General features: G+C 63.5%; 20 protein-coding genes and 4 tRNA genes. 13 read left to right on the forward strand and 11 right to left on the reverse strand.

What is annotated here, in order from left to right; translation table 11 throughout:
• The first annotated feature begins 12 nt into the window (after positions 1 to 12).
• The 7 genes from ubiB (at position 13) to ACVOLZ_RS02120 (ending at position 7,633) form a co-directional block, all read left to right on the forward strand.
• Positions 13 to 1,692 carry a 2-polyprenylphenol 6-hydroxylase gene (ubiB, locus tag ACVOLZ_RS02090; protein ID WP_481514869.1) on the forward strand — a complete coding sequence of 560 codons (1,680 nt, stop codon included), beginning with the start codon at positions 13 to 15 and terminating at the stop codon, positions 1,690 to 1,692.
• A 51-nt stretch (positions 1,693 to 1,743) separates the two neighbouring features.
• Positions 1,744 to 2,397, forward strand: coding sequence for a transcriptional repressor LexA (gene lexA, locus ACVOLZ_RS02095; protein WP_481514870.1), 654 nt, complete (start codon positions 1,744 to 1,746; stop codon positions 2,395 to 2,397).
• Positions 2,398 to 2,599: 202 nt separating this feature from the next.
• Positions 2,600 to 3,637: a recombinase RecA gene (gene recA / locus ACVOLZ_RS02100; protein ID WP_481512968.1), complete on the forward strand. Its 1,038-nt coding sequence runs from the start codon at positions 2,600 to 2,602 to the stop codon at positions 3,635 to 3,637.
• A 240-nt stretch (positions 3,638 to 3,877) separates the two neighbouring features.
• Entirely contained in the window at positions 3,878 to 4,360 is a 483-nt protein-coding gene (gene recX / locus ACVOLZ_RS02105) for a recombination regulator RecX (protein ID WP_481514921.1), read from the forward strand.
• 109 nt (positions 4,361 to 4,469) lie between these two features.
• Positions 4,470 to 7,121 carry an alanine--tRNA ligase gene (alaS, locus tag ACVOLZ_RS02110; RefSeq protein WP_481514871.1) on the forward strand — a complete coding sequence of 884 codons (2,652 nt, stop codon included), beginning with the start codon at positions 4,470 to 4,472 and terminating at the stop codon, positions 7,119 to 7,121.
• Positions 7,122 to 7,260: 139 nt separating this feature from the next.
• On the forward strand, positions 7,261 to 7,464 hold the full coding sequence (gene csrA / locus ACVOLZ_RS02115) for a carbon storage regulator CsrA (RefSeq protein WP_057628248.1): 204 nt from the start codon (positions 7,261 to 7,263) through the stop codon (positions 7,462 to 7,464).
• Positions 7,465 to 7,540: 76 nt separating this feature from the next.
• Positions 7,541 to 7,633: transfer RNA gene (locus tag ACVOLZ_RS02120), tRNA-Ser, on the forward strand.
• A gap of 793 nt (positions 7,634 to 8,426) precedes the next feature.
• On the opposite strand, the gene ACVOLZ_RS02125 is transcribed toward ACVOLZ_RS02120, so the two are convergent.
• The 9 genes from ACVOLZ_RS02125 to ACVOLZ_RS02165 all read right to left on the reverse strand — a co-directional run bounded on the left by ACVOLZ_RS02125 (position 8,427) and on the right by ACVOLZ_RS02165 (position 14,247).
• A tRNA-Arg gene (locus ACVOLZ_RS02125) sits at positions 8,427 to 8,503 on the reverse strand.
• A gap of 53 nt (positions 8,504 to 8,556) precedes the next feature.
• Positions 8,557 to 8,633: transfer RNA gene (locus ACVOLZ_RS02130), tRNA-Arg, on the reverse strand.
• Between the two features lie 65 nt (positions 8,634 to 8,698).
• Complete coding sequence (locus ACVOLZ_RS02135; protein ID WP_481514872.1) at positions 8,699 to 9,559, reverse strand: alpha/beta hydrolase family protein; 861 nt, start codon at positions 9,557 to 9,559, stop codon at positions 8,699 to 8,701.
• Entirely contained in the window at positions 9,556 to 10,365 is an 810-nt protein-coding gene (gene thiD, locus ACVOLZ_RS02140) for a bifunctional hydroxymethylpyrimidine kinase/phosphomethylpyrimidine kinase (RefSeq protein WP_481514873.1), read from the reverse strand. Before thiD ends, ACVOLZ_RS02135 begins: the two co-directional genes overlap by 4 nt.
• Positions 10,366 to 10,399: 34 nt before the next feature.
• Positions 10,400 to 11,071 carry a YoaK family protein gene (locus ACVOLZ_RS02145; protein ID WP_481514874.1) on the reverse strand — a complete coding sequence of 224 codons (672 nt, stop codon included), beginning with the start codon at positions 11,069 to 11,071 and terminating at the stop codon, positions 10,400 to 10,402.
• A gap of 12 nt (positions 11,072 to 11,083) precedes the next feature.
• Complete coding sequence (locus ACVOLZ_RS02150) at positions 11,084 to 11,575, reverse strand: hypothetical protein (RefSeq protein ID WP_481514922.1); 492 nt, start codon at positions 11,573 to 11,575, stop codon at positions 11,084 to 11,086.
• A gap of 5 nt (positions 11,576 to 11,580) precedes the next feature.
• The gene (locus tag ACVOLZ_RS02155; protein WP_282267591.1) at positions 11,581 to 12,981 is read right to left on the reverse strand and encodes a PhoH family protein; all 1,401 of its coding nucleotides are present in this window, start codon (positions 12,979 to 12,981) and stop codon (positions 11,581 to 11,583) included.
• 82 nt (positions 12,982 to 13,063) lie between these two features.
• Positions 13,064 to 13,543: a peroxiredoxin gene (locus tag ACVOLZ_RS02160; RefSeq protein ID WP_481509108.1), complete on the reverse strand. Its 480-nt coding sequence runs from the start codon at positions 13,541 to 13,543 to the stop codon at positions 13,064 to 13,066.
• Between the two features lie 77 nt (positions 13,544 to 13,620).
• Positions 13,621 to 14,247, reverse strand: a complete 627-nt coding sequence (locus ACVOLZ_RS02165; protein WP_481514875.1) for a glycine cleavage system transcriptional repressor — start codon at positions 14,245 to 14,247, stop codon at positions 13,621 to 13,623.
• Between the two features lie 95 nt (positions 14,248 to 14,342).
• On the opposite strand from ACVOLZ_RS02165, the gene dapA reads away from it, so the two are divergent.
• A complete protein-coding gene (gene dapA, locus ACVOLZ_RS02170) occupies positions 14,343 to 15,236 on the forward strand; it encodes a 4-hydroxy-tetrahydrodipicolinate synthase (RefSeq protein WP_481514876.1) in 894 nt (297 codons plus the stop codon).
• Positions 15,237 to 15,268: 32 nt separating this feature from the next.
• The gene (locus tag ACVOLZ_RS02175; protein WP_481514877.1) at positions 15,269 to 15,784 is read left to right on the forward strand and encodes a hypothetical protein; all 516 of its coding nucleotides are present in this window, start codon (positions 15,269 to 15,271) and stop codon (positions 15,782 to 15,784) included.
• Positions 15,785 to 15,871: 87 nt separating this feature from the next.
• Here the strand turns inward: ACVOLZ_RS02175 and fdxA are convergent, their stop codons facing one another.
• Both fdxA and ACVOLZ_RS02185 read right to left on the reverse strand, forming a co-directional pair.
• Positions 15,872 to 16,195, reverse strand: coding sequence for a ferredoxin FdxA (gene fdxA, locus ACVOLZ_RS02180; RefSeq protein WP_481509654.1), 324 nt, complete (start codon positions 16,193 to 16,195; stop codon positions 15,872 to 15,874).
• A 173-nt stretch (positions 16,196 to 16,368) separates the two neighbouring features.
• A tRNA-Glu gene (locus tag ACVOLZ_RS02185) sits at positions 16,369 to 16,443 on the reverse strand.
• A gap of 42 nt (positions 16,444 to 16,485) precedes the next feature.
• Here ACVOLZ_RS02185 and pcnB point away from each other — a divergent pair.
• The 4 genes from pcnB to panC are packed head-to-tail and all read left to right on the forward strand — an operon-like array spanning position 16,486 to position 20,049.
• A complete protein-coding gene (gene pcnB, locus ACVOLZ_RS02190; protein WP_481514878.1) occupies positions 16,486 to 17,868 on the forward strand; it encodes a polynucleotide adenylyltransferase PcnB in 1,383 nt (460 codons plus the stop codon).
• A gap of 6 nt (positions 17,869 to 17,874) precedes the next feature.
• The gene (folK, locus tag ACVOLZ_RS02195; RefSeq protein WP_481514879.1) at positions 17,875 to 18,363 is read left to right on the forward strand and encodes a 2-amino-4-hydroxy-6-hydroxymethyldihydropteridine diphosphokinase; all 489 of its coding nucleotides are present in this window, start codon (positions 17,875 to 17,877) and stop codon (positions 18,361 to 18,363) included.
• A gap of 31 nt (positions 18,364 to 18,394) precedes the next feature.
• Positions 18,395 to 19,210 carry a 3-methyl-2-oxobutanoate hydroxymethyltransferase gene (gene panB / locus ACVOLZ_RS02200; protein ID WP_481514880.1) on the forward strand — a complete coding sequence of 272 codons (816 nt, stop codon included), beginning with the start codon at positions 18,395 to 18,397 and terminating at the stop codon, positions 19,208 to 19,210.
• Positions 19,207 to 20,049, forward strand: a complete 843-nt coding sequence (panC, locus tag ACVOLZ_RS02205; RefSeq protein ID WP_481514881.1) for a pantoate--beta-alanine ligase — start codon at positions 19,207 to 19,209, stop codon at positions 20,047 to 20,049. Before panB ends, panC begins: the two co-directional genes overlap by 4 nt.
• Positions 20,050 to 20,148 lie beyond the last annotated feature (99 nt).

Below are 20,148 nucleotides of genomic sequence, written 5' to 3' on the forward strand. Positions count from 1 at the left end.
GGATGAGTCGCGATGTGGGAAACACTGGGCACGGTCCGTGATCTGGGCCGCTTGCAGGAAATAGCCGCAGTTTTGATCCGCTATGGTTTCGGCGACGTGGTGCGCCGGACCGGGCTGGCCTCGGTGCTGGAGCGCGCGGGTCGGCTGGTGCGTTGGAACGACAGCCAGCAGATGCTGCGGATGACCGCGCCGGTACGTGTGCGCAGTGCGATGCAGGAACTGGGGCCGACCTTCGTCAAGCTCGGCCAGGTGCTGGCCACGCGCGTGGACCTGTTGCCGCCGGAATGGATCGCCGAGCTGTCCGAGCTGCAGAACGCGGTGCCCGCATTGCCTTATGCCGCGATCCGCGAGCAGCTGGAGGCCGATCTGGGCGCGCCGCCAGCGCAGGTGTTCGCCTTCCTTGATGAAACCCCGATGGCAGCCGCTTCCTTGGCGCAAGCGCATCGCGCACGTCTGCACGACGGCCGTGAAGTGGTGCTGAAAGTACGAAGGCCCGGCATCCGCGATGTGGTTGAGGCAGATCTCCGGTTGCTGGCGCGGTTGGCCGAGATCGTCGAAGCGCGGCTGCCCGATCTGCGCCGCTATCGACCAGCTGAAGTGGTGCAGCAGTTTACCCAGTCGCTGCGCAGCGAGATGGATTTTGCCGCCGAGTGCCGCAATTCCGAGCGCATCGCACGCAACTTCGATGGCCGCGATGACATCCTGATTCCGGGCGTGCATTGGCAGTGGACCTGCGAAAGCCTCAACGTGCAGGACTTCGTCGATGGCATTCCGGGTCGCAAGCTGGAGGCAGTCGATGAGGCCGGTCTGGACCGTGCTGCCCTGGCCCGGCGCGGCGCCGAGATAGTGCTGAAAATGGTGCTGGAAGACGGCTATTTCCATGCCGATCCGCATCCTGGAAATATCTTCTACATGCGCGACGGGCGCATCGGCGTGATCGACTTCGGCATGGTCGGTGCGCTGTCCGAAGCGCGCCGCTTCCAGGTCGCACAGCTGCTGCACGGGCTGGTTGAGCAGGAACCGCAGGTGGTTGCCGATGTGCTGCTGGACTGGGCTGGCGGTGTGGAAGTCGACGAAGGTCGCCTGCAACAGGACATCAGCCAATTCGTCGATCAATACCGCGGCGTGCCGCTGAAGGATCTGCGCATCGGCCTGATGCTCGGCGACATCACCCAGCTGCTGCGCAGCTACAGCCTGACCTTGCCGGCCGATCTGGCATTGATGATCAAGGCCTTCCTGACTCTTGAAGGCATGGGCCGGCAACTGGATCCGGATTTCGACATGGCCAGTGCCGCGCGTCCATTCCTGGAGCGGGTGGTGTTGCAGCGCTATGCGCCCAAGGCACTGCTCAAGCGTGGCCGCCGCAGCTTGCTGGGGATGCTGGACCTTGCCGGGGAATTGCCGCGTGATCTGCGCCGCTTGGTGCAGGCGGCACGGCGCGGGCAGCTGAAGCTGCGGGTGGAAACCACTGCCTTGCAGGGCTTCGGCGATCAGGTGAACCGCGCCGCCAATCGCCTGGTGGTTGGCGTCATTACCGCGGCATTGATCATCGGATCGTCGATCGTGATGCACAGCGTAGGCGGCCTCTCAAGCCGCTGGTTCCTGGCGCTGGGGCTGTGCGGCTTCGTTGGCGCGGGCATCTGCGGGGTCTGGATACTGTTCTCGATCTGGCGCAGCGGGCGCCATCACTGATCTTGGCCGAGGGGCTTGCAGATCTTTTTGTTAGTAGTAATACTACTAACCATGAACCTCACCGACACCCAGCAGGCCATCCTCGACTTGATCGCTGAGCGCATCGAGGCCGAGGGCATGCCGCCATCGCAGACCGAGATCGCCCGTGCCTTTGGTTTCAAGGGTGTGCGCTCGGCCCAATACCACCTGGATGCCCTGGAAGCGGCCGGCGCCATCGAGCGCGTCCCCGGGCGTGCACGTGGCATCCGCTTGGTGCGTCAGGAAGGTGAGGGCGATTCGGCGCCGGAGTCGCAGCTGCCTGCGCAGGCAGCCAATGACGACGTACTGCGCCTGCCGATCCTCGGCCGGGTCGCTGCCGGTCTGCCAATTGGCGCGGACATCGGTTCGGACGACTACGTGGTGCTGGACAAGGTGTTCTTCTCGCCGGCACCGGATTACCTGCTGAAGGTGCAGGGCGATTCGATGATCGACGAAGGCATTTTCAATGGCGACCTGATCGGCGTGCACCGCACCCGCGATGCGGCCTCCGGGCAGATCGTGGTGGCGCGTATCGATGACGAGATCACCGTGAAGCTGCTGAAGATCGCCAAGGACCGGATCCGCCTGCTGCCGCGCAACCCTGACTACGCACCGATCGAGGTCCTGCCTGACCAGGATTTCTCCATCGAGGGGCTGTATTGCGGGCTGCTGCGGCCGAACCGCTGAACCCCACGGATTTGGAAGCTGCGCATTTCGCAGCCGTAACTGACTGTTTCCCTTACGTAGGGCGGGTGTTTGGGCTGCTGTCGGTATCCTTGTCGGCCCAATAATTTTGTCGTCTCGGTTGCAGTCTCAGCCTGTGCGATACGACACCCCTACAGTGGACCCCATGACGAAATCAACGAAATCAACCCCGAGGACGAACGCGATGGACGAGAACAAGAAGCGCGCGCTTACTGCTGCACTGAGTCAGATCGAAAAGCAGTTCGGCAAAGGCTCGGTGATGCGTATGGGCGACCGCGTTGTCGAACCCGTCGAGATCATCCCCACGGGTTCGTTGATGCTGGACATCGCACTCGGCATAGGTGGCCTGCCCAAGGGCCGTGTGGTTGAAATCTACGGCCCGGAATCCTCCGGCAAGACCACCCTGACCCTGCAGGCGATTGCCGAATGCCAGAAGCTGGGCGGCACCGCCGCCTTCATTGACGCCGAGCATGCACTAGACCCGATCTACGCCGCCAAACTGGGCGTCAATGTCGACGACCTGCTGCTGTCGCAGCCGGACACCGGCGAGCAGGCGCTGGAAATCGCCGACATGCTGGTGCGTTCGGGCTCGGTCGACATCGTGGTGGTTGACTCGGTCGCCGCGCTGACTCCGCGTGCTGAAATCGAAGGTGAAATGGGCGATCAGCTGCCGGGCTTGCAGGCCCGCCTGATGAGCCAGGCGCTGCGCAAGCTGACCGGCAACATCAAGCGTTCTAACACGCTGGTCATCTTCATCAACCAGCTGCGCATGAAGATCGGCGTGATGATGCCGGGCCAGAGCCCGGAAGTGACCACCGGCGGCAACGCGCTGAAGTTCTATGCCTCGGTGCGTCTGGACATCCGCCGTATCGGTGCGATCAAGAAGGGCGACGAGATCATCGGCAACCAGACCAAGATCAAGGTGGTCAAGAACAAGTTGGCACCGCCGTTCAAGCAGGTCATCACCGAAATCCTCTATGGCGAAGGCATCTCCCGCGAGGGCGAGCTGATCGACATGGGCGTGGAAGCCAAGCTCGTTGAGAAGGCTGGCGCCTGGTACAGCTACGGTGAAGAGCGCATTGGCCAGGGCAAGGACAACGCCCGCGGCTATCTGCGTGACAACCCGCAGGTTGCAGTCCGCCTTGAGGCCGAGCTGCGCGAGAAATTCCAGCCCACCGAAGCGGCGCGCGAAGAAGGCGACGACGAAGACGGCGAGGAGTGATTTTCCCGCGGGAGCGGGCGGCGCATCGTCAGTGACGCCGTCCGCTCCTGCGGCATTTTGTCCATGAATACCCCGCGGCAGGGATGGCGCGGGGTTGGGTATTGCCGGGGCTGGGCTCTTGGAACTGGACTCGCTGGAGTCAAGTCGGGCTGGGTTGAGCCTGGTCGAGACGAGCTTGGCTGAAGCTGGCCTGGCCGAAACGAACCTGGCTGAAACGAACGTGGTGGCGTGATGACCGAGATGGATGATCAGCCTGAGGGCAAAACCAAGCGCGGTCGCCAGCAGACGCCGCTACAGCGCGCACTGGGCTTGCTGGTCAGGCGCGAGCATTCGCGTAAAGAGCTGGGCCGCAAGCTCAAGTCCCGCGGCGTCGATCCGGATGCGGTCGATGCGGCGGTGGCCAAGCTGGCCGAAGAAGGCTGGCAGGACGACACCCGTTTTGCCCAATCGGTAGTACGCAACCGCGCCGGTAGTGGCTATGGGCCGCTGCATATCCGCGCGGAGCTGGGCACCCACGGGCTGGACAGCGAGCAGATCGAGGCCGCGATGGCCTCGTTTGAAGGTGATTGGACTGAAAACGCGCGCGAGCTGGTGTGCCGCCGTTTTGGTGCCAGCGGCCCGGAAGATCTGGCGCAGCGGCGCAAAGCCGCGGATCTATTGGCCCGGCGTGGCTTTGATGGCAACTGTATCCGCCAGGCCAGCCGCTACGATCCAGAGGACTGAACAGGACTGGGCGGGCTGGGCCTGATACCCTTTCAGGGTTTCGGTTGTCCCGAATTCCCGCGCCCGCAATGGCTGCTGGGACCCGCTTGCCAGCTTACCGCCAGTCCCCATGAATACACCTGCCAAATTTACTACCTCCCAGATCCGCGCTGACTTCCTCGATTTCTTCAAGGGCAAAGGCCACACCATCGTGCCGTCGGCACCTCTGGTGCCAGGCAATGACCCGACCCTGTTGTTCACCAACTCGGGCATGGTCCAGTTCAAGGACGTGTTCCTGGGCGCGGAAAAGCGCAGCTATGTGCGCGCGGCCGACGTCCAGCGCTGCCTGCGTGCCGGCGGCAAGCACAACGATCTGGACCAGGTCGGCTACACCGCGCGCCACCACACTTTCTTCGAAATGCTGGGCAACTGGTCGTTCGGCGACTACTTCAAGAAGGACGCCATTGCCTGGGCTTGGGAACTACTGACCCAGGTCTGGAAGCTGCCGGCCGATCGCCTGTTGGTTACCGTTTACCAGACCGATGACGAGGCCTACGCGCTGTGGCGCGACATGATCGGCATCCCGGAATCGCGCATCGTGCGCATCGGTGACAACAAGGGCGCGCCGTTCGCGTCGGACAACTTCTGGCAGATGGCCGATACCGGTCCCTGCGGTCCCTGCACCGAGATCTTCTTCGACCATGGCGACCATATCGCCGGTGGCCCGCCGGGTTCGCCGGACGAGGATGGCGACCGTTTCATCGAAATCTGGAACCTGGTGTTCATGCAGTTCGACCGCCAGCCGGATGGTTCGCTGCAGCCGCTGCCGGCGCCGTGCGTGGATACCGGCATGGGCCTGGAACGGCTGGCGGCGATCCTGCAGCACGTACACACCAACTATGAAATCGATCTCTTCCAGGCGCTGATCCGCAAGGCGTCCGAGCTGACCGGCATGGCTGACCTGGAGAACAAGTCGCTGCGCGTGATCGCCGATCACATTCGTGCCTGCTCGTTCCTTATTGTCGACGGTGTGCTGCCGTCCAACGAAGGTCGCGGTTATGTCCTGCGCCGTATCATCCGCCGCGCCCTGCGCCATGGCTGGATGCTGGGCGTGCGCCAGCCGTTCTTCAACAAGCTGGTGCCGACCCTGATCGAACAGATGGGTGAGGCCTACCCGGAATTGCCGGCGCAGGCCGACACCGTCGTGCGTGCCCTGCATGCCGAAGAAGAGCGCTTCGCTGAAACCCTCGATTCGGGCATGAAGATTTTCGATGACGTTGCTGCCAAGGTCAGCGATGGCGTCATTCCCGGCGTGGATGCATTCCGTCTGTACGACACCTACGGCTTCCCGGTCGACCTGACTGCCGACATCGCCCGCGAACGCGGTATGACGGTGGATATGGCCGGCTTTGATGCCTCTATGGAGCAGCAGCGCGAAATCGCGCGTGCGGCCGGCAAGTTCGGCGGCGGCGTGACGCTTTCCGCGGAACTGGTCTCCACCCTGAGCCCAACTGTTTTCCTCGGCTACGACCGTCTGCAGGCCGATGGTCTGAAGGTTGTTGCGCTGATCAAGGACGGCCGCGCGGTCGATGCCGTGCAGGCTGGCGATGAGGTCATCGTGTTTACTGCGCAGACCCCGTTCTACGCCGAGTCCGGTGGCCAGGTCGGTGATACCGGCGTGCTGTCGGCAAGTGACGTCAAGCTGGCGGTGAGCGATACGCAGAAGTTCGCTGGCCAGTTCCACGGCCATGTCGGCAAGCTGGAGCAGGGCGCGCTGAAGGTCGGCGATGTACTGGCCGGTGCGGTCGACGCTGCGCGCCGCAGCGCCACCATCCTCAATCACTCCGCTACCCACCTGCTGCACGCCGCCCTGCGCGAAGTGCTGGGCACCCATGTGCAGCAGAAGGGCTCTTTGGTAGCGCCGGATCGTCTGCGTTTCGACTTCTCGCACTTCCAGCCGATCACTGCCGAAGAACTTGCCGTCATCGAGCGCAAGGTCAACGAGCAGGTGCGTGCCAACAATGCCGCCGAAGTGCACAACATGGGCATGCAGGAAGCCTTGGACTTCGGTGCGATGGCGCTGTTCGGCGAGAAGTACGGCGAGAACGTGCGCGTACTGAAGATGGGCGAGTACTCCACCGAACTGTGTGGCGGCACCCATGTTTCACGTACCGGTGATATCGGCCTGTTCAAGATCACTTCCGAAGGCGGTGTGTCTTCGGGCGTGCGCCGTATCGAGGCGGTGACCGGGCAGGGCGCGCTGGACTATGTGGCTGACGAGGAGGCACGCCTGCACGAAGCGGCGCAGCTGCTCGGCGGCAGTGCCGGTGACGTGGTCGAGAAGATCCGCCAGCTCGGTGAGCGGCAGAAGAAGCTGGAGCGCGAGCTGGAGGCCCTGAAGGCCAAGGTCGCCTCAGGCGCTACTGCTGACCTGGGCGGCTCGGCGGTTGATGTGGCTGGCGTGAAGGTGCTGGCGGTGCGCTTGGAAGGCTTTGATGCCAAGGCGCTGCGCGATGCGATGGATCGCCTGAAGCAGCAGCTGGGCGATGCGATCATCGTGTTGGCCGGCGTGCAGGATGGCAAGGCAGCCTTGGTTGCCGGCGTCAACGGCGCGGCGCTGGGTAAGGTCAAGGCGGGCGAGCTGCTGGCCCATGTTGCGGCCCAGATCGGCGGCAAGGGCGGTGGTCGTCCGGACATGGCCCAGGGTGGCGGTGAGGATGGTCCCAAGCTGGTGGCGGCCCTTGAAGGCGTGCTGGCATGGGTCAAGCCACATCTGGCCTGAATGTGACAAGTCGCGCACCTTGAAGGTGTTCGCGCCCTGACGGTAACATTGGGAGTCTTTTCCCCTTTGTCGTGGGGCGCATAGCTCTAAGCGCGCCAATGCCGGTGGGAAACCCACCGGTTCCATGGAGATTTACACAATGTTGATCCTGACTCGCCGAGTAGGCGAAACCTTGATGATCGGCGACTCGGTCAGCGTGACCGTGCTCGGCGTCAAGGGCAACCAGGTACGTATCGGTATCACCGCACCGAAGGATGTTGCTGTCCATCGTGAGGAGATTTTCCAGCGTATCCAGCGTGGCGATGAGCCCGCAACTCCCGGAAGTGAAGAAACTTCCGAATAAGGGGTTTACCTTTCACCTCGTTTAACGTTATTCTTCGCGCCCCGCTACGGAATACACGTAACGGGGCAAGAGAAACGGAGTGATGCCCGAGTGGCTGAAGGGGCTCCCCTGCTAAGGGAGTATAGGGTTAAAAGCTCTATCGAGGGTTCGAATCCCTCTCACTCCGCCAGTTTCAAAAAAGCCCCTTTATCGGGGCTTTTTTGTGTCCGCAGGTTTTTCATTTGCGGTCTCTTTGAGTTTCTCTTTGGGGGTTGTCGCGCTTGGCGCGTGCAATGGTGCTGCGTGATTGTAGAGCGCTGTGAGGCTGTGCTGATGGTCGCGCTGTAGTGCCGAGCCATGCTCGGCAGAGGCTCTCCCGATAATGCCTCTGCCGAGCATGGCTGGGCACTGCGTTGCTTGCGCTGAAACGCACTCGCTTCTTTTGTAGGAGCGGCATACGCCGCGAAGCTGATGCTCGATCAGGTTGCGGGCATGCGGGTGATTTCAATGACGTCAGTTTCGCGGCGTATGCCGCTCCTGCAGGTGCAGATGCGCCTCTGGGGGTTTGTAGGGCGTTGTCGTGCTGTGCTGATGCGGTACTGGGAAAGCCCCTGCCGAGCATGGCTCGGCACTACAGTACTCGCGCTCCTGTATCGCTGGTGTGCGCTGAAGGGCCTGTAGCCTGCGATGGCGCTGCATGGTGGGGTGCAGTAGAGCCGAGCCATGCTCGGCTGAGGCTTTCGTGGTGAGGCCTCTGTCGAGCATGGCTCTGCATGCGCTCCTGCGTCGCTGGTGCGCTTGTAGGGGTGTAGTGGCGCGCACGGAGGGGTGCTGTTGTAGGGCCGAGCCATGCTCGGCTTGGGGCTTTCCCGGTAACGCCTCTGCTGAGCATGGCTCGGCACTACCTGTCCGGCTGTCCGGTTGAATTACGCTCAAAAAACGCGCATAAAAAAACAGCAGGCAATGCCTGCTGTTTTTAGTATTGGTGCGCTCGGAGAGATTCGAACTCCCGACCACCTGGTTCGTAGCCAGGTACTCTATCCAACTGAGCTACGAGCGCTCAACATTGCTGTTGTAGTTTGAAGCGGTGCAGATTGACTCTGCGTTCTGACATGGTGCGCTCGGAGAGATTCGAACTCCCGACCACCTGGTTCGTAGCCAGGTACTCTATCCAACTGAGCTACGAGCGCCTCGTTGCCAGGAGCGAGATTATGCGGATTTGAGACGTTTGCGTCAACGCTTTTGTGAAAATTTCTTAATCTTCGGGATGAATCAGTGCCGAAGCCACGTTCTGTGGTGATTTCATCCAATGAAAGTGGTCGGCACGTGCGCCCAGTTCGCGTGATGACAATACTTTCAGGCTGCGTGCCGACGCTGGAAGCTTGGCCAGCAGCTGCTGCATCGAGCTGGCCGGCGCCAGCCAATCGCTGTCCAATACCACGGCGCGTGTCGGTGCGCTGATACGGCGCATGCCAGCTTCAAGGTCGATAGGCATTCCCTGTGCGGCGTAATGATTGCTCAGGCCCACGCGCGCCCAGTCGTGTATCAGTCCGCGCGCTTCGGTGCCGCCGAAACCGACGCGTCGGCCGGGCAGGGTGCCATTGCGTTGTGCAAGCCATGGCAGGAAACGATAGGCCAGCGGCAACAGCCAGCCGCGCGGTGGCGGAAAGCTGCGCCACCATGGCGTGCCGCTGGCGACCAGCCATAATGCATCGAGCTCGGCATCGCGCAGGCCGGCATAGCAACAGCTGAGCTGACCGCCAAGGCTGTGGCCGCCAAGCCGGAACGGCAATCCGGGTAGCACTTCATGCACGGCCGCTTCGGCTGCTGGCAGGTCGATCTGCAGCAGTTCCTTGTATCCCCAGTCGTGGCTGCGGTCCGGGCGCAGAGTGCTGCTGCCGTTGCCGCGCCATTCGTGCAGGAAGACCGCAATGCCGTGGACGGCGAGGGCCTCGGCGAAAAGTTGGTAATGGCGCGCAGCCACGCCCAGCGCCGGCAGCCACAACAGGCAGGCGCGGGGCTGAGCGGGCAGGCAGGTCAGCAGTTCGAAGCTGTGGCCATCGGTGCAGTTGACTGGAACCGCCGTTGTTTTGAAAGGCGGGGAGTTCGTACTCATGCCGAAGGTGCCGCGCCAAAATGATCCAGCACCATCACTTTGCTGCGGCCCGGGTGATAGCCGCCCTGCAGGCCGCGTGCGACATAGTCGATCGCCGCTTCGCAGGCATTGGCCAGCGACAGTCCGCAGCACAGCTGCGCAGCAATCGCCGAAGCCAGCGTGCAACCGGTGCCATGCGCATCCACCGGCAGGCGGACGTGGCTGAATTCCTCGCGGCTGACACCGTCGAAGTAACGATCAACGACGCGGTTGCCTTCCAGTAGATGGCCGCCTTTGAGCAGCACTGCGCCAGCACCCATCTCGATCAATGCGGCAGCTGCATCTTCGGCCTCGTCGCCATTGCCGATGCTGCGACCGAGCAGGAGTTCTGCTTCGGGTGTGTTGGGTGTCAGTAGGGTGGCCAGTGGCAGCAGGCGCTCGCGCATTGCGCGCAGGGCGCTGTCTTCAAGCAGTTTGGCGCCGCTGGTGGCGACCATTACCGGATCGAGCACGATATGGGTGGGGCATCGCTGCTCCAGTACATCGGCAACCAGGTGGATCACGTCGGCGTTGGCTAGCATGCCCAGCTTGACCGCATGGATGTCGAAATCGTCAAAGCAGGCATCCAGCTGCGCCTGCAGGAACGGCAGCGGTGGCACGTGCACGGCGGTAACGCCGCGGGTGTGCTGTGCGGTGAGGGCGGCGATTGCCGACAGGCCATGCACGCGATGTGCGGCAAAGGCTTTGAGGTCAGCTTGGATGCCGGCACCGCCGCCGGAATCGGAGCCGGCGATGGTGAGGGCGGAAACGGGCGTTGAAGGACTCATGCGCCGATTGTGCAGGGTTTGCCGCTGGCCTGCCTCAGGCTTGCCGGCGCATGGTCCATTGCCGGTACAGCACATAGCCCAGGCCGCTGAGTCCGGTCAGTACAGCCGGGACAAGCAGTGCGTCGTATTGCCAGCGCGCGAACAGCCATGCACCCACTATGCCGCCAGCCAAAAAGCCGCCAATGATCAAGCCGCTCAAGGTCAGCCGGTGCATCGGTACCGGCAGGCCGCGCAGCAGATGGCCCAGACCGATGCCGAGATCGGTGAACATGCCGCTGAGGTGTGTGGTGCGCACTACCGCGCCGCTGAAGGTGGTGGCCAGCGCGTTCTGCAGCCCACAGGCCATCGCGGCAGCCAGTGCGCCCCAGACCTGCTGTTGCTTGAACAGTGGGATGGCCAACAGCAGCAAGGCCGATTCCAGCGCCAGTGCGATGCCGTAGCGTCGGCCAAGTTGCAGGGTGCTGTCCTGGATGATCAGGCCGCTGAGCATCGCACCCAGCGCAAAGGCGATCAGCAATCCCCACAGATGGCCGACGGAGCGCCAGTCGGCATGCGCAAGGGCAATGCCGAGCTGGCTGGTGCTGCCGGTGACATGACTGACCGCTTGATGCTCAAACCCCAGAAACCCGACCGAATTGACCATGCCGGCCACGCAGGACAGTGCAATGGCACCTATCCAGATCCAGGTGGGCAGGCGGACCTTCATGCCGACGCCGGATCAGGGCTTGGACAGCGCGCCGTTGCGCTCGATGCTGGAGAACGTGCCGGCCTGCGGGTCGTACACAGCACCCCAGAACTGCGCGCCACCATCGCAGACACGGATGGCTTCGCGGGCCGGATTGGTGTCGCTGTGGTCGGGCAGGGTGAAGGCGTTGATGTAGATCAGGCGCTTGCCGCTGGACTCGAAGCCCACGTACTGCCGGCCGGACAAGGCCGGCTCGGCAATGGTGGGTTGCAGCTGTGCCAGTTGGCTTTCCAGTGCGTCGATATCGGCGCGGCTGGGTGCCCAGTAGCCGGTGACTTCACCGGCATGCTTGGCGGGGCTGTCGCGCGAGCAGGTGTCCAGCACCTGCGCGGCGACCACGGGGCGGGTAACGACCCAGGACTGTCCCGTCTTGACCGCCGTCGGCACGCTGCCGGGGCGCGTGTTCGACGGCGTGCAGGCTGCCAGGGTGAGTGTTGCTGCAGCCAGCAGGGACAGCGTGTGCAGATGTTTCACAGAACCTCCGAAGCGTAATCGGCCAGACGCGAGCGTTCGCCCCGGCGCAGTGTGATGTGTGCACTGTGCGGCCAATTCTTGAAACGGTCCACCGCGTAGGTGAGGCCGGAGGTGGTTTCGGTGAGGTAGGGCGTGTCGATCTGCTCGACGTTGCCCAGGCAGACGATCTTGGTGCCGGGGCCGGCGCGGGTGATCAAGGTCTTCATCTGCTTCGGGGTGAGGTTCTGCGCCTCGTCCAGGATCAGGTAGCGCGACAGGAAGGTGCGGCCGCGCATGAAGTTCATCGAGCGGATCTTGATGCGGCTGGCCAGCAGGTCATTGGTGGCTGCGCGGCCCCAGGCGCCGCCGTCCTGGTTGTGGGTCAGCACTTCCAGGTTGTCGGTGAGCGCGCCCATCCACGGCGTCATCTTTTCTTCTTCGGTGCCGGGCAGGAAGCCGATGTCCTCGCCGACGCTGACCGTGGCGCGGGTCATGATGATCTCGCGGTAACGCTGCGTGTCCATGGTCTGCGCCAGGCCGGCAGCCAGTGCCAGCAGGGTCTTGCCGGTGCCGGCGGTGCCGAGCAGGGTGACGAAGTCGATCTCCGGGTCCATCAGCGCATTGAGCGCGAAGTTCTGCTCGCGGTTGCGCGCGGTGATGCCCCAGACCGAATGAGAGCCATGGCGGAAGTCGTTGACCACCGACAAGGTGATGCGGCCGTCGCCCTCGACCTTGCTGACCTTGAGCTCCACTTCGTCGTCGCCGGCCAGGTAGGCGTACTGGTTGGGATGCCAGTCTTCGTCGTCGGCGGCCTGGATCTCGTAGCTGGTGCGGCCCTTGTCGCTCCAGCTGCGCAGGCTTTCGCTGTGCTTCTTCCAGAAATCCTCCGGCAGCACGGTGGCGCCGGTGTAGAGCAGGCTGAAATCGTCCAGCGCGCGGTCGTTCTCGTAGTCTTCCGAATCGATGCCGGCGATGGCGGCCTTGATTCGCAGGTTGATGTCCTTGGAGATGAACACCACCGGGGTTTCCGGGTGTTCTTCCTTCAATGCCAGGATCGCGCCGAGGATGGCGTTGTCCGGGATCACCTTGCCAAAGCTTTTACCGGCCTCGAAGTGGCTGGTCTGGAAGTACAGGTTGCCGGCGCTCTGCGCGCCACGCAGCTGCAGGCCCTTGGGTCGCGCCAGTGGCACGCCGTTCTGCACGCTGCCGATACCGGCTTGTTCGATCAGCTCGTTGAGGAAGCGGCTTACCTGGCGGGCGTTGCGGCTCGCTTCGGTGGTGCCCTTCTTGCCGTTGTCCAGCTCCTCGATCACCTGCATCGGCAGGTAGACATCATGTTCCTCGAATTTGAACAGCGCGGTCGGATCGTGCATCAGCACGTTGGTATCCAGTACGTAGATGCGCTTGCCTCGGGTCATCGTCGATTCCTGGTGGCGGGACAGGGTCACGCCATCGCACCTGCAGAGCAGGGCGATGACGTGGGTTGGAACGGGATGTGGGTCACTTGGTTTGAGCGGCCTTCAGTGCTTCAAGCACGGCATCGGCATGGCCGGCGACTTTGACCTTGCGCCATTCCTGCACGAGCTGGCTGTCAGGAGAGATCAGGAAGGTGCTGCGTTCGATGCCACGCACCTGCTTGCCGTACATGTTCTTCATCTTGATCACGTCGAAGGCGCTGCATAGCGCTTCATCGGCGTCGCTGATCAGTGGGAACTTGAAACCCTGCTTGGCGCAGAAGTTGTCGTGCGACTTCACAGAGTCGCGGGAGATGCCGAACACCTGCGCGCCTGCACGCTTGAACTTGGGCAGCAGCGCATTGAAATCCAGGCCTTCGGTGGTGCAGCCGGGGGTGCTGTCCTTCGGGTAGAAGTACAACACCAACCATTGGCCGGCGAGTTCGCCGAGGCTGGTAGTGGTGCCGCCGGACAGGGCCAGTGGCAGGGCTAGGGTGTTTCGGTCCAGGGTATCGCCGATGTTCATCAGATCCTTTCCGGAGCCTGGGGTAGTTCGATTGCAATTACATGAAACGCCGCGCGCCTGTGACGGGCGCGCGAATTTCAGAACTTCATCGGGTCCATGATCGCGTCCAGGTTGAGGTGGTCGCAGAACTCGAGGAAATCGTCGCGCAAGGCGGCGATGTGCATGTTGGAGGGTACGCCAATGGTGATCTGCGCAGAGAACATTTCTGCACCGGTCTGCATGGCCTGGTAACGGGTGCTCTGCAGGTTCTCGATGGTGATCCCCTGGCGGTCGAAGAAGTCGGCCAGCTGGAACAGGATGCCCGGCTTGTCGGCGGCAACCACTTCCACGATGTACGGCAGCAAGTTGGACTGCGCCTGCTTGGCGGCGGTGCGGTACCACACCAGCTTCAGGTTCTCTTCGCGCTCGAGCCGGGTCAGCATGGCTTCGAGCTTGGCGACGGCATCCCAGGAGCCGGTGGCCAGGGTGGTCACCGAGACATCGCGGCCTACCGTGGACAGGCGGGCATCGACCAGGTTGCAGCCGCTGTCGGCAATTCGACGGGTAACGGACAGCAGGGGGGACTCCGGATGCGTCGTATAGGCGTTGATCAGGAGGTGGTTTTCGGTCGGCAGCGGCCGCGGCGTGGTGTCGGTCAAGGTGGTTCCGGGTGCTAGATGAGTCTGAACAACACCGTTTGGGGGTTGTTCGCTGGTGTCCAGCATACTTGCCCGTGCTTTCGACCGGCAAGTAACATGCCTTCGGTCACGAACCCGCCGCTCGGCGGGCTTCTTTACCCCCACGAAGAGCGACTGACCCTTTGTCCATATCTGGTCTCATCACCGCGCTGGCGACGCCTTTCAAGGCAGACGGCGCACTCGATCCCGACGGCTGGCAGCGCCTGTTGGCGCAGCAGCTCAAGGGCGGCGTCCAGGGTGTGGTGGTAGCTGGCTCCACCGGCGAAGCCTCCACCCTGTCCGACGATGAATACGATGGCCTGCTGCGCAGCGCCGTTGCCGCCTTTGCCGGCAAGGTGCCGGTGCTGGCCGGTACCGGCCTGTCCGGCACCGCCCGCACCGTCGCCCTGACCAAACGCGCGGCTGCCAATGGCGCCACCCATGCGCTGGTGGTCACTCCGCCGTATGTGCGACCCACCCAGGAAGGCCTGCGCCAGCATTACCTGGCCGTGGCCGAGCAGGGCGGCCTGCCGGTGCTGCTGTACAACGTGCCCGGGCGCACCGGCTGCGACCTGCTGCCGGAGACCGTGGCCGAACTGGCTACGCACCCGAACATCATCGGCATCAAGGAAGCGGTGGGCGATACCACCCGTCTGAAAGCCCTGCTGGAGCTGCGCAGCGACAGCTTCGCCATCCTCAGTGGTGACGACGGCTCGGCCGCCCGTTCCATGTTGTCTGGTGCCGATGGCCTGATTTCGGTCGGCTCCAACGTGCTGCCTGGCGCCTACCGCACCTTGTGTGACCTGGCCCGCGCCGGTCAGCACGAGGCGGCCGAGGCCTGGGATGCCCGTCTGCAGCCGTACCACGATTTCTGCGGTGTCGAGTCCAATCCCATTCCGGTCAAGGCGCTGCTGCAGCGCATCGGCATCGGTGATGGGCTGCGCTTGCCGCTGCTCCCGCTTTCCGCGCAATACCACGCACATGCCGATCATCTGGCCGCTGACGTGGGTGCGTTGGAAGAACTATCCAGCCGCTGATCCGGCGGCCTTTGAACTCTGGAGATTCACCCATGCGTCAAACCTCTACCGTTCGCGTGTTCTCGCTGGTGCTGCTGGGCGTGGTCACCGCCGTGGCCACCTCTGGCTGCTTCTTCAAGCGCGGTGCGCGCGGCGATTACGCGTTGGCCCCGGAAGCTCGCCCGCTGGAAGTGCCGCCGGATCTGAATCTGCCCAACACCGCCGGCTCGGCGCCGATCCCGGCATTGGCTTCGGCGGCCAAGCCGGCGGCTGCCTCGGCCGCTACCGTGGCCTCGTCGCAGAGCGGTTTCACCGTCAGCGGCAGCCGTGATGACGTATTTGGCAAGGTCGGTGAAGCGCTTGCGGGTGTAGAAGGCCTGACCATCGCCAGCCGCGCGCAGTTGCTGGGCTCCTACGATGTCGCCTTTGAGGGCAGCAACTTCCTGGTGCGCGTGGTCGCAACCGACGCTGGCGCCTATGTGTCGGCGGTGGATCCGCGCGGCATGCCGGCCACCGATGCCGCTGCGACCAAGTTGATTGCTGCGCTGAAGGCCAAGCTGGCCGGTTGATCGCGGCGGTTTGGCAAATAAAAAAGGGCGCCTGCGTAAGCGGGCGCCCTTTTCATTGGCTGGCTGTTGAGCTGGCTATGCGGCGGCTCAGCGTTCCAGCAGCTTCAGCTTGTCTGGTTTGCCGTCCCACTCGGCCGCATCGGCCGGCGGATCTTTACGGATGGTCAGCACTGGCCAGGCCTTGGCCAGCTCGGCGTTGAGCGCAACAAAACCTTCCTGGCCGGCGGGCACATCATCCTCGGGGAAGATGGCGTTGACCGGGCATTCGGGCTCGCACAGCGTGCAATCAATGCATTCGTCAGGGTCGATCACAAGGAAGTTGGGGCCTTCGTGGAAGCAATCCACGGGGCAGACTTCGACGCAATCGGTGTGTTTGCACTTGATGCAGTTTTCGGTAACGACAAAAGGCATGACGGGGTCCGGCTTTGAACCCTGCAATTCTAGATCAGGATGCAGGGGGTGGGCGGGGGCATTCTCATTGGCCAGGGCTGCGGGCGCAAAGAGGCATGCTGGAGCCAGAGCTCTGGCAGGTGTACAAAGCAAAAAACCCCGCAGGGCGGGGCTTTTGCTATCGCAGACGGAGTTGGTGCTCCCTAGGGGACTCGAACCCCTGTTTTAGCCTTGAGAGGGCCACGTCCTAACCTCTAGACGAAGGGAGCGTTTTGTTCGCGTCTGGCGAGCGCGCTAGTATATGCATCTGGTTGCCGCTCGGCAATCCCGTAAACCCAACTGGAAGCGCCAACATCAATTCCATAGTTACAACGCCGTTCACCGTCCGCGTGATCCCGCGCGACCAGCACACCATCTCGCGCCGGGACATCAGCCCCAATGCGCTGCGGGTGCTCTACCGTCTGCGCGAATCCGGCTTCGGCGCCTATCTTGTTGGTGGCGCTGTGCGCGACCTTCTAGTAGGTGGACGCCCCAAGGATTTCGACGTGGCCACCGATGCCACCCCGGAGCAGGTCAAGCAGCTGTTCCGCAATTGCCGCCTGATCGGCCGCCGCTTCCGCCTTGCGCACGTGGTGTTCGGCCGCGAGATCATCGAAGTAGCCACGTTCCGTGCCAACAGCGATGACGGCAGCGGCGACCGCGAGGTCGAGAACGGCATGCTGGTGCGCGACAACGTCTACGGCACCATTGAAGATGACGCGGTCCGCCGCGACTTCACCTGCAATGCGCTGTATTACGCCATCGAGGATTTCTCGGTGCGCGACTACACCGGCGGCTTTGAAGACGTACTGGCACGCCGGATGAAGCTGATCGGCGATCCGGAGCAGCGCTACCGCGAAGATCCCGTGCGCATGCTGCGCGCGGTGCGCCTGGCGGCCAAGCTCAACTTCGAGATCGAAGCGGCTACCGCTGAGCCGATCCCTCGTCTTGCTTCCTTGCTGAGCGAGGCCGCGCCGGCCCGTCTGTTCGAAGAAGTGCTCAAGCTGTTCCTGTCCGGGCATGGCGTGGCCAGCTTCGAAGGGCTGGAGCGTTACGGCCTGCTGGCGGTGCTGTTCCCGGAAAGCGCCGCTGCGTTGAAGAGCAACCGCACCGGCGCGCTGCGTCGCATTCTGATCGAAGGCCTGCGCAATACCGACGAGCGTGTCGCCAACGAGGAGCCGGTGTCGCCGGCCTTCCTGTTCGCACTGCTGCTGTGGCCGGCCTTCTGTCGCGCGCTGATCGGCCTGCAGAAGCAGGGCCTGGCGCCGGAAGAGGCGCAGCGCCGTGCCGCCGACCGGGTTACCCTGCATCAGCTGAGCACGATTGCCCTGCCGCGCCGCTTCTCGCTGCCGATGCAGGAAATCTGGCTGCTGCAGTCGCGTTTCAGTACCCGTCAGCGCAAGCGTGTGCTACGCACCCTGAGCCACCCGCGTTTCCGCGCTGCGTTCGATTTCCTGGCCTTGCGTCAGGCTGCTTCCAGCGAGCATCAGGAAGACATCGCGTTCTGGCGCGAGGCCCAGGCCGAGGCCGGGCACGAGCTGGGCGCTGGGCTGGATTCGGTGCATACCGATGGCGAGACGGAGGAGGGCGCGGCACCGCGTCGTCGCCGTCGCCGTCGCCGTCCTGGCGGTGGCAGCGCGACTGCGGGCGAGTAAGCAGCGATGGTTGTAGCGTGTATCGGCCTGGGCGCGAACCTTGGGGACGCGCCGGCCACCTTGCGTTCGGCAATCGATGTGCTGGCGCAGCTGCCGGGTGTGCAGCTGCTGGCCAGCTCGCGCCTGTATCGCACGCCGGCCTGGGGCAACGAGGCACAGCCGGATTTCATCAATGCAGCCGTTGCGCTGCAGACTGATCTGGCGGCGCCGCAGCTGCTGGAGCAGTTGCTGGCGATCGAGCAGCAGTTCGGGCGGGTGCGCGAGCCGGGCCAGCATTGGGGGCCGCGGCTGTTGGACCTGGACCTGCTCCTATATGCCGAGCAGGTGATCGACCTGCCGCAGTTGCAGGTGCCACATCCCTTCCTGCACCAGCGCGGTTTCGCCCTGCTGCCGCTGGCAGATGTGGCGCCAGACGCGCTGATTCCGGGCCATGGAACAGTGCGGGACGTATTGGTAGGCATCAATACCTGCGGTATCGACCCGATAGGGGGATAATGGTTGGCTCATAAGCCACCGTTATGACCACATGAGCACACACGCAGATAGCAAGCCCTGGACCGTACCCGCACTGGCCGAGGCCAAGCGCAATGGCCAGAAGCTGGTCATGTTGACCGCTTACGACGCCGGCTTCGCCCGTGCCTTCGACGCCAATGGCGTGGACCTGATCCTGGTCGGTGATTCGCTGGGCATGGTAGTGCAAGGGCACGATTCGACGCTGCCGGTCAGCGTTGACGACGTGGTCTATCACACCCGCGCAGTTGCGAGCGTGCTGGAACGCGCGCTGTTGATCTCTGATCTGCCGTTTGGCGCCGATGCCACCGCCGAACGTGCGCTGGATGCCTCGCTCAAGCTGCTGCAGGCCGGCGCGGAGATGGTCAAGATCGAAGGTGCCGGCTTCAAGCTGGACATCATCCGTCATCTGGTCGAGCGCGAAATCCCGGTCTGCTCGCATCTGGGCCTGACCCCGCAGTCGGTATTGCGCCTGGGCGGTTACCGCGTGCAGGGCCGTGGCGATGCTGCCAAGCAGTTGCTGGATGACTCCAAGGCCGTGGCCGAGGCCGGCGCCAGCCTGCTGGTGCTGGAGTGCGTACCGACCCCGATTGCCGGCCGCGTCACTGCCGAAATCACGATTCCCACCATTGGTATTGGCGCCGGTCCCGATTGCGACGGACAGGTGCTGGTGCTGCATGACTTCCTCGGTCTGGACAGCGGTCACCGGCGTCCCAAGTTCGTCAAGGATTTCCTTGCCGAAGGCGGCTCGGTGGCCGGTGCGGTCCGTGCCTATGCCGACGCCGTGCGCGCTGGCATCTTCCCCGACGCAGAACACGCTTACGCATCATGATCGAAACCGTTACCGAACTTTCCCGGCTGCGCGCCATTGTCAGCGGCTGGAAGCGCGAGGGCCTGCGCGTTGCGCTGGTACCTACCATGGGCAATCTGCACGCTGGCCACTACTCGCTGGTGAAGCTGGCGCGTGAGCACGCTGACCGGGTGGTCTCCAGCGTCTTCGTCAACCCGACCCAGTTCGGCCCGAACGAGGATTTCACCCGTTACCCGCGCACGCCCGAGGCAGACACCAGTGGCCTGGAGAAGGCTGGCTGTGACGTGTTGTGGCTGCCAACGGTGGAATCGATGTACCCGTTTGGCGTCGAATTGGCCGCCAGCGTGCATGTGCCCGGTGTCAGTTCGCTGCTGGAGGGCGCGCACCGCCCGGGGCACTTCGACGGTGTCTGCACGGTGGTCAGCCGTCTGTTCAACCAGGTACAGCCGGACGTGGCCGCGTTTGGGCGCAAGGACTACCAGCAGCTGGCAGTGATCCAGCAGATGGTGGCCGACCTGGCGTTCCCGATCCAGATCCTTGGTGGCGAGATCGTGCGCGAGACCGATGGTCTGGCGATGAGCTCGCGCAACCAGTACCTGACCGCCGATGTGCGGCCGCAGGCCACGGTGATCCGCAGGGTGCTGCTGGCCGCGCGTGATGCCTACCTGGGCGGCGCCGAGCGTGTGGCGGTGGAGCAGGAGGCTGCGGCACAGCTGGAAGCTGCCGGCTATCTGGTGGATTACGCGGTGGTGCGCATGCCCGACCTGAGCGAGCCGGGCGCCAGCCATGAAGGTGCCCGCGTGGCGCTGGTGGCGGCCAAGCTGGGTAATACCCGCCTGATCGACAACATTGAGTTCTGAGCTCGCGAGTTCTGAATAGGGCAACTGGCGGACTTTGTTTGTCCGTCAGCAGGTTCCCGCATGACAACCAATGGCGCCCTCGTGGCGCCATTGCTATAT

The sequence above is a fragment of the Stenotrophomonas sp. STEN020 genome (assembly GCF_056760195.1).

Bases quoted from the DNA above. Each gene is read 5' to 3' on its own strand.
- ubiB (WP_481514869.1), top strand. From the start codon at position 13: ATGTGGGAAACACTGGGCACGGTCCGTGATCTGGGCCGCTTGCAGGAA.
- lexA (WP_481514870.1), top strand. From the start codon at position 1,744: ATGAACCTCACCGACACCCAGCAGGCCATCCTCGACTTGATCGCTGAG.
- recA (WP_481512968.1), top strand. From the start codon at position 2,600: ATGGACGAGAACAAGAAGCGCGCGCTTACTGCTGCACTGAGTCAGATC.
- recX (WP_481514921.1), top strand. From the start codon at position 3,878: ATGGATGATCAGCCTGAGGGCAAAACCAAGCGCGGTCGCCAGCAGACG.
- alaS (WP_481514871.1), top strand. From the start codon at position 4,470: ATGAATACACCTGCCAAATTTACTACCTCCCAGATCCGCGCTGACTTC.
- csrA (WP_057628248.1), top strand. From the start codon at position 7,261: ATGTTGATCCTGACTCGCCGAGTAGGCGAAACCTTGATGATCGGCGAC.
- ACVOLZ_RS02135 (WP_481514872.1), bottom strand. From the start codon at position 9,559: ATGAGTACGAACTCCCCGCCTTTCAAAACAACGGCGGTTCCAGTCAAC.
- thiD (WP_481514873.1), bottom strand. From the start codon at position 10,365: ATGAGTCCTTCAACGCCCGTTTCCGCCCTCACCATCGCCGGCTCCGAT.
- ACVOLZ_RS02145 (WP_481514874.1), bottom strand. From the start codon at position 11,071: ATGAAGGTCCGCCTGCCCACCTGGATCTGGATAGGTGCCATTGCACTG.
- ACVOLZ_RS02155 (WP_282267591.1), bottom strand. From the start codon at position 12,981: ATGACCCGAGGCAAGCGCATCTACGTACTGGATACCAACGTGCTGATG.
- ACVOLZ_RS02160 (WP_481509108.1), bottom strand. From the start codon at position 13,543: ATGAACATCGGCGATACCCTGGACCGAAACACCCTAGCCCTGCCACTG.
- ACVOLZ_RS02165 (WP_481514875.1), bottom strand. From the start codon at position 14,247: ATGCTGGACACCAGCGAACAACCCCCAAACGGTGTTGTTCAGACTCAT.
- ACVOLZ_RS02175 (WP_481514877.1), top strand. From the start codon at position 15,269: ATGCGTCAAACCTCTACCGTTCGCGTGTTCTCGCTGGTGCTGCTGGGC.
- fdxA (WP_481509654.1), bottom strand. From the start codon at position 16,195: ATGCCTTTTGTCGTTACCGAAAACTGCATCAAGTGCAAACACACCGAT.
- folK (WP_481514879.1), top strand. From the start codon at position 17,875: ATGGTTGTAGCGTGTATCGGCCTGGGCGCGAACCTTGGGGACGCGCCG.
- panB (WP_481514880.1), top strand. From the start codon at position 18,395: ATGAGCACACACGCAGATAGCAAGCCCTGGACCGTACCCGCACTGGCC.
- panC (WP_481514881.1), top strand. From the start codon at position 19,207: ATGATCGAAACCGTTACCGAACTTTCCCGGCTGCGCGCCATTGTCAGC.